At 54.1% G+C, this 13,562-nt stretch carries 10 protein-coding genes; 7 read left to right on the top strand and 3 right to left on the bottom strand.

What is annotated here, in order from left to right:
* Positions 1-267 precede the first annotated feature (267 nt).
* The 3 genes from K5E40_RS33245 to dhaK form a co-directional block, all read right to left on the bottom strand.
* A complete protein-coding gene (locus K5E40_RS33245) occupies positions 268-1,287 on the bottom strand; it encodes a LacI family DNA-binding transcriptional regulator (RefSeq protein WP_016974311.1) in 1,020 nt (339 codons plus the stop codon).
* A 256-nt stretch (positions 1,288-1,543) separates the two neighbouring features.
* Positions 1,544-2,254: an MIP/aquaporin family protein gene (locus tag K5E40_RS33250; RefSeq protein WP_016974312.1), complete on the bottom strand. Its 711-nt coding sequence runs from the start codon at positions 2,252-2,254 to the stop codon at positions 1,544-1,546.
* Between the two features lie 111 nt (positions 2,255-2,365).
* The gene (dhaK, locus tag K5E40_RS33255; RefSeq protein WP_016974313.1) at positions 2,366-3,355 is read right to left on the bottom strand and encodes a dihydroxyacetone kinase subunit DhaK; all 990 of its coding nucleotides are present in this window, start codon (positions 3,353-3,355) and stop codon (positions 2,366-2,368) included.
* A 1,095-nt stretch (positions 3,356-4,450) separates the two neighbouring features.
* On the opposite strand from dhaK, the gene dhaL reads away from it, so the two are divergent.
* From dhaL to gpmI, 7 genes are all read left to right on the top strand, one after another.
* Complete coding sequence (gene dhaL, locus K5E40_RS33260) at positions 4,451-6,172, top strand: dihydroxyacetone kinase subunit DhaL (RefSeq protein ID WP_016974314.1); 1,722 nt, start codon at positions 4,451-4,453, stop codon at positions 6,170-6,172.
* A 133-nt stretch (positions 6,173-6,305) separates the two neighbouring features.
* Complete coding sequence (pyk, locus tag K5E40_RS33265) at positions 6,306-7,754, top strand: pyruvate kinase (protein ID WP_016974315.1); 1,449 nt, start codon at positions 6,306-6,308, stop codon at positions 7,752-7,754.
* A 14-nt stretch (positions 7,755-7,768) separates the two neighbouring features.
* Positions 7,769-7,939 (top strand): hypothetical protein, encoded by a 171-nt coding sequence (locus K5E40_RS33270; RefSeq protein WP_165869905.1) that lies wholly within the window; start codon positions 7,769-7,771, stop codon positions 7,937-7,939.
* A complete protein-coding gene (gene eno / locus K5E40_RS33275) occupies positions 7,932-9,233 on the top strand; it encodes a phosphopyruvate hydratase (protein WP_025999882.1) in 1,302 nt (433 codons plus the stop codon). The genes K5E40_RS33270 and eno overlap by 8 nt, the downstream gene beginning before the upstream one ends.
* A 3-nt stretch (positions 9,234-9,236) precedes the next feature.
* Positions 9,237-10,019: a triose-phosphate isomerase gene (gene tpiA / locus K5E40_RS33280; protein ID WP_016974317.1), complete on the top strand. Its 783-nt coding sequence runs from the start codon at positions 9,237-9,239 to the stop codon at positions 10,017-10,019.
* A 96-nt stretch (positions 10,020-10,115) separates the two neighbouring features.
* A complete protein-coding gene (locus K5E40_RS33285; protein WP_016974318.1) occupies positions 10,116-11,741 on the top strand; it encodes an NADP-dependent glyceraldehyde-3-phosphate dehydrogenase in 1,626 nt (541 codons plus the stop codon).
* A gap of 8 nt (positions 11,742-11,749) precedes the next feature.
* Positions 11,750-13,273, top strand: coding sequence for a 2,3-bisphosphoglycerate-independent phosphoglycerate mutase (gene gpmI / locus K5E40_RS33290; RefSeq protein ID WP_016974319.1), 1,524 nt, complete (start codon positions 11,750-11,752; stop codon positions 13,271-13,273).
* The last annotated feature ends 289 nt before the right edge of the window (positions 13,274-13,562 follow it).

The following is a 13,562-nucleotide window of genomic DNA, read 5'->3' on the forward strand; positions in this document are numbered from 1 at the left end:
CGCGACGGGTTTGCTTGCGCTTACCGGCGTACTCGAAATCGGAGAAGCTCATCTGACTCATGGGATGGCGGGCTTGTAGAGGGAAGTTGGACGAAGGGCTATTTCAGCACAGGTCAGACGGTCTGTGCTGACTTGATCAGAGAATCCTTAGAGGGGAGCTGCCGAGGTGTTTCGTGTTATGAAACACTTGTCAGCGGTGGCGAGGCGGTTGTGTATTCATCGTTCCTATGATAGTGAAATTTCTAGGGCGAGTTCAGGCCACAATCTTCAAGTATTCGCATTTTCACGGAAGTAGATTTGGATGGGTTGACTAACAGAGCCCGCCAAGCCACGGACGTCATTAACCAGATTGAGCGCAGCAAGTCCTGCGGCATGCACCACCCCGCGGGCGTCCTGATCAAGTACTACGTCCATCCCGCCAGCCGTCAGTAATGCACGTGTCGAGTCAGAAATGCCGTGCCCGATGAATACGATCGGTGGTTCTGCGGGCAAGTCTTTCAACGCCTTTGCCACACCTGCTGCGCCATCTCGTGTTACATAGACCCCGGTAACGTTGGAGTAGCGGGGAAGCGCGTCTCTTAACGCTACATAGGCTTCTTCTTCATCCGTGGGGAAGTCGGGCTCCACCGCCCAGCGCAAATGTTTGAAATCCTCTTCCAGAATTTGTTCGAAACCGGTCCTGCGTTCGCTCTGGTCCGGAAGACGTGATGAATCAGACAGAATGATGACGGTGCCAGATCTGCCTGCAGTGAACTTGCCCATCAGTAATCCAGCGGTTCTCCCCATCATCCGGTTGTCAGCGCCTAGAAACAGTGCGCGTCGGCTCGCCGGTCGATCCGAAAAAACCGTTATCACCGGTATTCCTACCTCGCAACACGTGTCGATGAACTGATCCACCCACGGATAATCCAGTGGTAAAAGCACGACGGAGTCATATCCGCGCAGGGACTCTGAGAGTTGTGCGGTCTTCAAATTATCGGAGAAGTCACAACGGTAGAAGGATGGCGTAATCCGGTGCTCTCTAAAGAAGCTGGCTGAGAGGGCAATATCACGTTCAACCTTGTCGACAAATTTTGACCTGATTACAGGCACAACGAACGCTACTTTTATGGACGTGTGCTTGGCGGGTCGTCCTCGGCTGGCTCGGGTATTACGCAAACTGTCCAAAGCAGCTTGGACACGTTCGACAGTTTCTGGACGGACCGCAGGGTCGTTGCGAATGACCCGATCGACTGTTGCCACGCTCACGCCAGCAAGCCGGGCAATGCTCACTCGAGTGGCTGCCATCAGTCCTCCTGCTTTGTCGGGGTTGAGAGGGATTTGTCGATTGGTTGCATTTTCATTAAAAGGCTTCGGTTATTCGGCCTGAAAGTGATCGAAACGCTAGCTGTGTTCGTTCGGACTTTCGTGGGCTGATGTGGAAATGATGAATATTCAAATATAACACCATCGTGTGGCGCGACAGCATCGCAGCCCCCCCCCACCAGGAACTGATCAAGTGGGGAGCGCAACGATGCATGGAAATGCCGCCATTTATCAATTTCTAAATGTGCACTTGGTACAGCAGGGCCGCCAGCGCACCACCTACGAGCGGACCCACAACCGGGACCCAGGCATAACTCCAGTTGCTTCCTTGCTTACCCTGGATCGGTAACAGCGCATGCAAGATGCGAGGCCCGAGGTCGCGGGCTGGATTAATGGCAAAACCTGTTGCCCCACCTAGAGATGCGCCTATTCCCATCACCAGTAACGCAACAGGCAAGGCATCCAGTGCGCCAAGCCCGATACTGGCGCTCGCCAGTTGCAGAATGCCGAAGACAAGAACGAACGAGGCTACCGCTTCCGATATGATGTTTGCAGGGAGGTTACGCACTGCGGGGCCGGTAGAAAATGCCGCGAGTTTTGTACCTGCATCTTCGGTCTCGCCAAACTGTTTGTAGTACGCGGCCCAGACAAGCAATGCGCCAAACGCCGCGCCAACTGTTTGTACACCGATATAGGGCAGAACTTCGGCCCAAGGGAACCTGCCAGTCATGGCGAGTGCGACAGTTACCGCTGGATTGAGATGCGCGCCGCTGTTGTAAGGTGCAACGCAGAATACCGCGATAAATACAGCCATTGCCCAGCCAACCGTGATAAGGAGCCAGCCACCGCCTAACGCCTTCGATCGAGCCAATATCACGCTAGCAACGACGCCGTTACCGAGAAGCACGAGCAGTGCGGTTCCGATGAATTCTCCAAGCAAGGATGTCATGTCGATATCTCCAATATTGTTTTTGTTTTACGGGTTTAAATATCTCTAGCGCTAATGAGTTTTTACTCGAAGGCGCCATTTACTTTTACGGAGAGGAGCTGGGCTAAAAACCTAAGCACCCCATCGCAACGCAGCGGTGTGCACCGGACTGTCCCAGTGTTCCTTGGTCATCTCATCCAATATGCAAAGCGTGAACGATGCGCCAGCCATTTCGAGAGCAGTCGTATAGTTACCAACAAGCGAGCGGCTCACTGACAGCCCTTTTTTGTCGAGCCACTTCTGTGCGCAGTTGAAGAGCAGATATAGTTCGCTGAGGGGGGTAGCGCCGAGTCCGTTGACAATCAGCAAGACTTCAGAGCCCTGAGCGGGTTGTAGATCATTGCAAATGGCTTCCAGTAGCTCGGCAGTAATGGCGTCTGCAGACATCAGTTTGTCGCGACGACGCCCAGGTTCGCCATGTATGCCCACACCGATTTCGACTTCATCGTCACCGATTTCGAATGTGGTGGTTCCTGCTTCCGGGACGATGCAACTTGTCAGAGCAACACCCATTGATGCCGTGTTCTTGTTGACTCGGTCCCCAAACGCTTTGCAGTGCTCCAGATCCGCTCCAGTTTCGGCTAGGCTTCCGACTAGTTTCTGCACGATGACGGTACCGGCCAAACCACGCCGACCGGTCGTGTAGTTTGAGTTTTCTACAGCGACGTCGTCATTGATCAGTACCGTGGCCGTTGCCAAATCGGACATATCGGATGCCATTTCAAAATTGACCAAGTCGCCGGAGTAATTCTTCACAATGAATAGAACGCCCGCGCCGGTATCGACAGCTTGAGCAGCTGCCATCATCTGGTCAGGGGTGGGGGAGGTGAACACTTCGCCAGGGCACGCAGCATCCAGCATGCCGCGGCCGATAAAGCCGATATGAAGGGGTTCATGACCGGATCCTCCACCCGAAACAAGGGCGACTTTGCCGGGGGTCAGGACCTTGCGTTCAAGGTATGTCGGCTGCAAGTTCAGGGCGATCAGGTCCGAGTGTGCAGACGCGAAGCCAGATAGGGTTTCGACGAGGAAATCGTCGACGTTGTTGATAAATTTTTTCATTATTTTTTTATCCTTGGAGTGACTTCGTCATCTGTTGACGCACGACTGAAAGGCAGCCGAGCGACCGCTCACCGAGAAATTATGCACTCCCTTTCTTAACAAGCATGTCTCGCATTGACCACATGCCGTGTTTCACTTCCATAGCCTGCTCAGCAAGGCCTCACATTAGAAAATCGCCGTTGGTCGCCATCTCATCCCAGTCGTTCTAAGACGAGGAGGCTATGCGCTCATTATCCTGATGATGCCTTTACTACTTTCCTGCGCCTCTATCAGCCCCACAGCGCTGCTGCGACTTCTTGGGCTTTCGAGCGTCTACCTTTGTCGTGTAATGACGGCTTAGTTTTTTCGATATTACATCATTTGTCATCAAATACAATCTCGCGGATCTGATTTTTTGGAGGGCGTTTGTTTGGCTGATACAGCTCCGATACCGGTCAAGTCGAGAGTCGTCGGGTAGATTGGGTGAGGCGGCTGTCTGAGTAGCTCGCGCTCGGGTGCCGCTGCGGTCTAGTCGATCAGTCTACGATTGGCGGCGCGTCCTGCCTCACAGCAAAGCTCACCCTCGTTGCGCAGATGGCACATCCACGTCGATGACCCGCCCTGAAACGAACCGGTTGCCCAGGAGTTTGCGTGGGTAGACAGTAGGTCCGAAGGAGATGATGACGCCAATGATGACTGAATGATGGCTTTTGCATCGAAAATGATTTGTTTTTCTAAATTAAATGCGTCACTGTTGTGCTTGGCGACACGTTGATTGGCTGTGGAGATCTCTTTTAGGTCTCTTGGCGATGGCAAGTTCGAACATGATCCTGTCTCAATTCGAACGCTGCACGAACCTCGAGTCGAGTAGTAGGTGTTTTTCCAGTCCTCATCGCGCGCTGTGGCTAGCTTTGCAGCGGATGTCGTTGGTCGATGCAGCTGGCCCTGCTCTGGCCTGCATCGCTTTTAAGGTATCTGCAGGATCAGCAGTGGTTTGTTGAGCCCGCCGACTAATAAAAAATTGGTCACCTCTGGTGATTGCACTGCCCGGCGACTGCCTACGTAGTTCCCCGGATCGGTAAAACCAGGTGAGTGACAGTCAATCGGATAACCGCCATGAAAAAACTCATCAATGACCCAAATTCCGTCGTCGAGGACATGCTGGAAGGCGCTGTGTTGGCCAACCAGAATCTAATGCTCCTGGAAGGTGAAAACATCGTAGTCCGCAGAGACTGTCAGGCGCTTGCAGCTGCCAATAAGGTAAGTATTGTTTCGGGTGGCGGAGCGGGTCACGAGCCTGCTCATGCCGGTTACGTGGGGCATGGCATGCTCACCGCGGCGGTCGCCGGGCCCGTGTTTACCTCGCCGAGCGTGGACGCAGTTCTCAGCGCAATTATGGCTGTCGCCGGCCCTGCTGGCGTGTTGTTAATCATCAAAAACTATACTGGCGATCGACTCAACTTCGGTCTGGCCGCGGAAATTGCTCGTACGGCGGGCGTCCAGGTTGAGATGGTCGTGGTGGGTGATGACGTAGCCTTGGACAATGATGGCGGTTTGGTTGGTCGTCGAGGCATTGCAGGCACTGTATTTATTCATAAAGTGGCGGGTGCCGCCGCCGAAGCCGGGCTTTCCCTCTCTCAGGTGAAGAGTGAAGTTGAAAAAGCCGCCGCCGGGCTGTTCAGCATGGGCTTGGGCTTAAGCGCCTGTACCGTACCGGCCGCCGGTAAACCTGGCTTCAAAATCGAAGACGACGAAGTTGAGTATGGTCTTGGTATCCACGGCGAAAGCGGTGTACGCCGAGGTCCTATCCAGCGTGCCGATGAAATGGTTAAGACGCTGTTGGACAGAATTATTGGCCAAGGGCGTTTGCAGGCGGATGAGCGCGTGGTGCTAATGGTCAATAACCTGGGTGCCACGCCTGCACAGGAGTTGGACATTGTCGCTCGTCGGGCACTCTTGGGATGCATTGAGCATGGTATCAAGGTAGAAGGGGTGATGGTCGGCACCTTTCTCACCGCACTGGAAATGGCGGGCTGCTCGATTTCCCTTATGCGTGTCAATGACCCCCTTATGTTACGTCTGCAAGCGCCTACTGAAGCGACGGCTTGGCACGGAATGACAGAGCCGGCCCGGACCATTTCGCGTCAGCCTTGTAGAGGTCCCGTTGCAGAATCCGCTTCGATCGGAGGCACCTGGTCCTCCGACAATGCCAGGCAATTCAAGACCATTCTGCAGTCGGTCACCCTAGCCTTACGCCAACAGGAAGAAGTCTTGACGGAGCTGGACTCCGTGGTCGGTGATGGCGACATAGGTATCAGCCTGGCCCGCGGCGCACGCGCAATTGACGATTCACTCGGCACCCTGGACCTTGAACGGCCCGCATTTGCTCTCCAACAAATTTCGGCCATTCTGCGCCGTGCATTGGGTGGTACGTCCGGCCCCTTGTATGCGGTCTTTGTTTTGCGGGCCGGAGTTGCGTTATCCGGGGCCGGTAATCTGAACGCGGTGTCAAGCTGGGCCAACGCCCTCCAGGCGGGCTGCGACGGAATCGTCAACCTCGGAAATGCCAGTCTTGGCGACAGGACGATGTTAGATGCGCTATTGCCAACAGCCTTGGCTTTGCATGCATGCGCCGATGAGCTTGAGGCTGTGGACGTTGCAAAAAAGGCGGACGCCGCCGCATCGAAAGGTGCAGAAGAAACACGGAATATGATGCCCCTAAAAGGTCGCTCTTCGTATATCGGTCAACGAGCTCTGGGGCACGTGGATCCCGGCGCCTACGCCGTGACCGTCTGGACTAAAGCCATCGTATCGGCCCTGGAAAGCTTCGGTCGTTGATAATCCAGGGAGAAAACCATAGCGCCCGTTAAATCGTTTAGAGGCCCTTGGCACCTTCAATGGGTTAGCGAAGCAGGGCTTCTGATTTATACGGAGCGCTATTCATACGAACGTGTTTGAAGTGGTGGCTGTCATGCAACGAAGAACAAAAATTGTGGCTACATTGGGGCCGGCAACCGAATCATTCGAAGCAATCGAGGGGTTAGTCAAAGCAGGCGTGGATGTCGTGCGTCTGAATTTCTCCCACGGCAAGGCCGAAGACCACATCGCCCGTGCCAGGTTGGTACGTGAGTTGGCTACTAAACATGGCCGATTTGTAGCGGTACTGGCTGATCTGCAAGGTCCAAAAATTCGAATCGCGCGTTTCACGGAAGGAAAAGTAACCCTCGACAAGGGACAGCAGTTCGTACTCGACGCTTCCCTGGACAAGAATGCAGGGGATAAACAGCGTGTCGGAATCGATTACGAAGCGTTGATTACCGACAGCTGTCCGGACGACATCTTGTTGCTCGATGATGGGCGAATTGAGCTCAAGGTCTTGAAAGTCGAGGCGACGCAATTGATTTGCGAAGTACTGGTCAGCGGGCCACTTTCGAATAACAAAGGGATCAACCGAAAGGGCGGGGGGTTGTCGGCCTCGGCGCTAACTGAAAAGGATTTTGAAGATATCAAGACTGCCGCAGCAATGCAGGTGGACTACTTGGCGGTTTCGTTCCCGCGAGATGACTCCGATATGGAGTTGGCACGTCGACTACTGCATGAGGCAGGAGGGCAGGCAGGTTTAATCGCCAAAATTGAGCGAGCGGAAACTGTAAATGACCTCCGTATTCTGGATACGATCATCGAAGCATCAGAAGGCGTAATGGTCGCTCGCGGCGATTTGGGTGTTGAGATTGGCGACGCTGAATTGGTTGCCGTGCAAAAACTGATTATCGACCGTGCTCGTACACTGAATCGAGTAGTGATCACGGCGACTCAGATGATGGAGTCGATGATCACTCAATCGATGCCGACTCGCGCTGAAGTGTTTGACGTGGCCAATGCCGTGCTTGATGGTACCGATGCGGTGATGCTCTCCGCTGAAACCGCAGCCGGTGCCTATCCCGTCGAGACAGTTGAGGCCATGCATCGGATCATTATCGGTGCCGAAAAACACCCTCAGTCCCATCGCTCCAAGCATCGTGTCGATCAAGTATTCCACAAGATTGACGAATCAGTCGCCATGTCGGCCATGTACGCAGCGAACCATTTGCATGGCGTCAAAGCCATCATCTGCATGACGGAAAGCGGCGATACCCCTCGTTTGATGTCGCGCATTCGCTCGCACCTGCCCATTTTCGCGTTCTCTCGCAACCTGGCTACCCAGAACCGAGTCGCGCTTTTCCGTGGTGTCACCACCATTCCGTTCGACAGCGATGATTTCACCCCTGAGTTGGTGAGTGAGAAGGCCATTGCGGAACTGACCCGACGTGGCGTCGTAAAGGCTGGCGATCATGTACTAATCACGAAAGGCGACTACGCCAACGCGCAGGGTGGCACTAATTCTCTACGAGTGGTTTGCGTCGGAGAAACCATTCGCTGAGTGAGGAAGCATTGATGAGTGTGATCAATTCAATAGACCACGACACGACGAGTAACTGTGATCGCGAATCGTGGCCAAGAGATTTCGATTTTCGTGAGCAGCATGCGGAGCAGCAGGAGTTGCTGAAGTTGCAAAGCGACGATGCTTCAGCTCCGACCCATCCGAAGGGGCAAAACCATGCTTGAAAAAATAAGCCTTATTCAACAAGTCACGGCTCGGGAGATTCTGGACTCCCGAGGAAATCCGACTGTCGAAGCAGTGGTAACACTCGCGAATGGAGTCAGTGCTACCGCCAGCGTTCCCTCTGGTGCTTCGACCGGCTCACGTGAAGCGCTCGAATTGCGAGACAACCTATCGCGCTACATGGGCAAAGGCGTAATGCGAGCGGTCGAAAATGTTAACAACCCCATCCGCGAGTGCCTTATTGGGCTTGATGCTCTGAACCAGCGCGAAATCGACAACGTCATGATTGCGTTGGATGGAACCGAGAGTAAGAGTCTCCTGGGAGCCAACGCGATTCTCGCCGTGTCACTGGCGACCGCCAAAGCGGCTGCCAAGATCCAGAACATTCCCTTGTACGAACACTTGGCCGAGCTATATGGCTCGCCAGGCAAGTTCAGCATGCCGGTTCCGATGATGAACATCATCAACGGTGGTGAGCATGCAGATAACAACATCGACATTCAGGAGTTCATGATCCAGCCTGTCGGAGCAACTTCGTTCCGTGAAGGGCTTCGCATGGGCGCCGAAGTGTTCCATTCCTTGAAGAAGGTTCTGTCGGAACGAGGCCTGAGTACTGCGGTGGGGGATGAGGGTGGGTTTGCTCCTTCGCTTGCCTCCAACGAAGAAGCACTGATCGTTATCAAGGAAGCGGTGAGCAATGCGGGTTACGAGTTGGGTAAGGACATTACCTTGGCTCTCGATTGTGCTGCTTCTGAGTTCTACGAGGACGGTCAATATGTGCTCGCTGGTGAAGACCAGTCATTTAATTCGGCAGGCTTCGCCGATTATCTGGCAATGCTTTGCGACAAGTACCCGATTATATCCATTGAAGACGGGATGGACGAGAGTGATTGGAACGGCTGGGCCGGACTGACCAAAAAACTCGGTCACCTGCAATTGGTGGGGGACGATTTGTTCGTCACCAACACCAAAATCCTGCGCGAGGGAATTCAAAAAGGAATCGGTAATTCCATCCTGATCAAGTTCAACCAGATCGGCACGCTAAGCGAGACGCTGGACGCGATACGCATGGCTCAAAATGCTGGTTACACCGCGGTGATCTCCCACCGTTCAGGGGAAACCGAAGACACTACTATTGCCGATCTCGCCGTCGCCACTTGCGCTGGGCTGATCAAGACAGGTTCTCTCAGCCGCTCCGATCGAGTTGGCAAATACAACCGTCTGTTGCGCATCGAAGAAGCGTTGCAGGATCGAGCGCCTTACAACGCTACCGATCTCTTGAAGAGGACAGCTTGAGCCATGCAGACCTCTTCAAACAGGAAAAAGATGGTAATCGGCAACTGGAAAATGAATGGTAGTAGTACTGCCAACGCGTCGTTATTGCGTAGCGTGTTGCCGGTGATCTCGCGCTTTGAAAACGTTGAAATCGCACTTTGCCCACCGTATCCCTATCTCAGTGCTGTCGCAGATTTGCTCGATGATTCAGAGGTTGCGTTGGGTGCACAGAACCTCAGCGCTGAGCTGGCAGGTGCTCATACGGGCGAAGTCAGCGCGCACATGCTCCACGATAATGGCTGCCGCTTTGTGTTGGTCGGGCATTCGGAGCGTCGCGCACTGTATGCCGAAGATGATGCGCTTGTGGCCAAGAAGTTTTCGACTGCACTGCAAGCAGGGCTCATTCCGGTTCTGTGTGTTGGCGAGACGTTCGCTCAGCGCCAGGCAGGGGAAACACAAGCCATCGTCACCTCACAGTTGAGTGCAGTGCTGAATGCCGTAGGCGTCGATGATTTGGTGAAAGGCGTGATTGCTTATGAGCCGGTGTGGGCCATTGGTACCGGCGAAACGGCGACGCCTGAGCAGGCGCAAGCGGTGCATCGACACATCCGACAGTGGCTGGCTACCCAGAATCACGCTGCTCGTGCAGATTGCCGAATTTTGTACGGTGGCAGCGTGAAGGCGGATAACGCTGAGCAGTTGTTCCTCCAGCCCGACATCGATGGTGGTTTGATCGGCGGTGCTTCTCTGGATGCTATGTCCTTCGTAGCAATTTGCTCGGCAGCGCAAGACAAGACAGCAGCCTGAGCTTTTCTACAATTCGAGTTCTTTTGAATGAGTAGGCGCAGGGTGTCAGATCACTGCTGTCGGCCTGCGCCTGTTGCAAGCACAGAGGTATGAAAAATGACGTTGAATAATCGTCTGGAAGCACTGTTTCCAAGTGCTGATGAAATTCCTGCCGAATATCGCCCAGGTCCAGCCATTGAGCAGCGAGAGTATCTCGTCAATGGTGAGCTGCGATTGTGGGACGGGGCGTTGGCGCCAGTCCGCAGTCCTGTGTCTCTGAAAATAGAGTCGGGGCACGAGTCCGTCATTTTGGGCAGTACACCGCTCTTGGATGCACAGACTGCCATGACCGCATTAGATGCTGCGGTGCAGGCTTACGATCGTGGTCAGGGAACCTGGCCCACAATGCGCGTGGTCGAGCGTATTCGCCACGTCGAGGCTTTCCTCAAACGCATGCGTGAGCAACGTGAAGCAGTTGTGAAGTTGTTGATGTGGGAGATTGGTAAAAATCTCAAGGATTCGGAGAAAGAGTTTGATCGCACCTGCGATTACATTGTGGACACCATCAATGCCCTGAAGGAACTGGATCGCCGTTCCAGCCGTTTCGAACTTGAACAAGACACCTTGGGACAAATCCGCCGGGTTCCGCTGGGTGTAACGTTGTGCATGGGCCCTTACAACTACCCGCTCAACGAGACGTTTACCACATTGATCCCGGCGTTGATCATGGGCAATACCGTAGTGTTCAAACCCGCCAAGTTCGGTGTGTTGCTAATCCGACCATTGCTGGAAGCGTTTCGTGACAGCTTCCCGACCGGGGTTATCAACATCATCTACGGCAGAGGCCGCGACACCGTCAGCGCCTTAATGGCCAGTGGCAAGATCGATGTCTTCGCATTCATTGGCACACACAAAACCGCCAGTGACCTTAAAAAACTGCATCCGAAGCCGCATCGCCTGCGTGGTGCACTCGGCCTGGATGCCAAGAACCCCGGTATCGTCCTGCCCGATGTTGATCTGGATAACGCCGTTTCTGAGGCCGTTACCGGCTCACTGTCGTTCAACGGGCAACGCTGCACAGCACTGAAAATTCTCTTCGTTCATGAAAAGGTCGTTGATGCCTTCCTGGATAAGTTTCAGGAGAAGCTTGCCCAGCTGAAACCGGGGATGCCTTGGGAAGCTGGGGTGGCGTTAACTCCACTACCAGAACCAGGCAAGACTGATTTTCTAACGGGGCTTGTGGCCGATGCCGTCAGCAAAGGCGCCAAAGTGGTCAATGCCGGAGGGGGGGAAGTCTGCGAAACATTTTTCTACCCGGCGTTGCTGTATCCGGTGACCTCCGAGATGCGTTTGTATCACGAAGAGCAGTTTGGGCCCGTGGTGCCGGTAGTGGTTTACCGTGATCTGGAAACCGTCATCAACTACGTCCTCGACTCCGATTTTGGCCAGCAACTGAGCATTTTCGGCAAAGACTCCGCACAAGTTGGTCGTCTGGTCGATGCCTTCGCCAACCAGGTAGGCCGTATCAACATTAACGCGCAATGTCAGCGTGGTCCGGACAGCTTTCCTTTTAATGGCCGCAAAAACTCTGCCGAAGGCACACTATCCGTCGATGACGCGCTGCGGGTGTTTTCCATCCGGACGCTGGTTGCCACCAAGTTCCAGGAGAGCAACAAAGAATTGGTCAGCGACATCATCCGTAATCGTGAGTCGAGTTTCTTGACCACCGACTACATCTTCTAGGGGGAACGATGACTACGCGCTCTTTGATTATTCTCGACGGTGTCGGCATTCGTCAGGCGACTGAGTCGAACGCTTTTGCAGCGGCCAGAAAACCTACATTCGATGCGCTGCTTGAGCGCTATCCGAACAGCCAGATCGAAACATCAGGTCTGGCAGTTGGCCTTCCTCAAGGTCAGATGGGGAATTCCGAAGTAGGCCATATGAACCTGGGAGCAGGTCGGGTGGTGTACCAGAGCCTGACCCGGATTGATAAAGCGCTCGCGGATGGCGAGTTCTCTAAAAACCCAGCGTTGCTGGAACTGCTCCAGGGAGTAAAAACGCACGATGGAGCTGTGCACGTCTTGGGTTTGCTTTCCCCCGGCGGTGTTCATGGTCACATCGATCAGATTGTCGCGGCATGCGGTTGCCTCGTTGAGCAGGGTGTCGAAAAAGTCTATGTGCACGGATTTCTAGATGGCCGAGATACGCCACCCAAGAGTGCGCAGACATCGCTGGATGCCTTGGAGAGTGAACTCGCTCGCTTGGGCGCTGGACGGATTGTCTCGTTGGTCGGTCGTTACTATGCAATGGATCGCGATAACCGCTGGCCTCGGATCGAAACAGCTTACCGCCTGATTGTTTCGGCGGATGCTGAACATCAAGCGGCAACCCCTTCTGAGGGCTTGTCAGCGGCTTACGAACGCGGGGAATCTGATGAGTTCGTCAAGCCGACTACGATTGGGGTACCTGTCAGTGTCGGCCCCAATGACGCAATGATCTTCATGAACTTTCGACCTGATCGTGCAAGGGAGTTGACCCAAGCATTGATCAAGCCTGAATTCGACGCCTTTGAACGGCCTTTTGTTTTGCCAAAGGATCGGTTGCTGACGTTGACCCGGTATTCCGAAGAGTTGGACTGCCCATGTGCGTTCGCTCCTGAGGCCATCAGTAACAGCCTGGGCGAACATTTGGCAATTCTCGGAAAGAGACAACTACGGATTGCCGAAACGGAGAAGTACGCCCATGTCACGTTCTTCTTCAATGGTGGCAGAGAGCAGCCTTTCGCAAGTGAGGAGCGAATCCTGATTCCCTCGCCTGATGTTGCCTCCTACGATCTCCAGCCTGAAATGAGTGCACCGCTGCTGACGGATCATCTGGTCAACGCCATTGCCGGCGGCACATTCGATCTGATCGTTTGTAACTACGCCAATGGCGACATGGTGGGGCACACCGGCTCATTTGATGCCGCAGTCAAGGCTGTGGAAGTGCTTGATGACTGTCTGCGCCGAGTGGTTGAGGCTACGCTCTCAGTAGGAGGCGAATGTTTGATCACGGCCGACCACGGCAACGTCGAACAAATGCTCGACCTAGAGTCTGGTCAGGCACACACGGCTCACACCTTGAACCCTGTTCCCCTGATTTTGGTTAGTGAGCTGCATGATCGTGTGGGGCTGAAGAGCGGTCGACTGTGCGATATCGCTCCCACTTTATTGCAGATGCTGAGTTTGCCTATTCCTTCAGAAATGGATGGCAACTCGCTTCTCACCGTCTGATTGGATTACCCATCGACATCGTCGCATCGATGAATTGATCTCAATCGTTATGGCGATGTCGCCACGACTTGCTCATTTGCTTATGCAGGCATCGCCAATTAGGGTGACGCCTATTTTCTGAGCAATAGAGTTTTTTGACGTTATGGATTCTCCGATCAAGTCAGCACAGACCGTCTGACCTGTGCTGAAATAGCCCTTCGTCCAACTTCCCTCTACAAGCCCGCCATCCCATGAGTCAGATGAGCTTCTCCGATTTCGAGTACGCCGGTAAGCGCAAGCAAACCCGTCG

It is taken from the genome of Pseudomonas baetica (assembly GCF_019733355.1).
GTDB lineage: Bacteria > Pseudomonadota > Gammaproteobacteria > Pseudomonadales > Pseudomonadaceae > Aquipseudomonas > Aquipseudomonas baetica_A.

Coding starts and splice junctions, on each gene's coding strand:
- K5E40_RS33250 (WP_016974312.1), bottom strand. CDS start 2,254: ATGACATCCTTGCTTGGAGAATTCATCGGAACCGCACTGCTCGTGCTT.
- K5E40_RS33285 (WP_016974318.1), top strand. CDS start 10,116: ATGACGTTGAATAATCGTCTGGAAGCACTGTTTCCAAGTGCTGATGAA.
- tpiA (WP_016974317.1), top strand. CDS start 9,237: ATGCAGACCTCTTCAAACAGGAAAAAGATGGTAATCGGCAACTGGAAA.
- K5E40_RS33245 (WP_016974311.1), bottom strand. CDS start 1,287: ATGGCAGCCACTCGAGTGAGCATTGCCCGGCTTGCTGGCGTGAGCGTG.
- dhaL (WP_016974314.1), top strand. CDS start 4,451: ATGAAAAAACTCATCAATGACCCAAATTCCGTCGTCGAGGACATGCTG.
- K5E40_RS33270 (WP_165869905.1), top strand. CDS start 7,769: ATGAGTGTGATCAATTCAATAGACCACGACACGACGAGTAACTGTGAT.
- pyk (WP_016974315.1), top strand. CDS start 6,306: ATGCAACGAAGAACAAAAATTGTGGCTACATTGGGGCCGGCAACCGAA.
- dhaK (WP_016974313.1), bottom strand. CDS start 3,355: ATGAAAAAATTTATCAACAACGTCGACGATTTCCTCGTCGAAACCCTA.
- eno (WP_025999882.1), top strand. CDS start 7,932: ATGCTTGAAAAAATAAGCCTTATTCAACAAGTCACGGCTCGGGAGATT.
- gpmI (WP_016974319.1), top strand. CDS start 11,750: ATGACTACGCGCTCTTTGATTATTCTCGACGGTGTCGGCATTCGTCAG.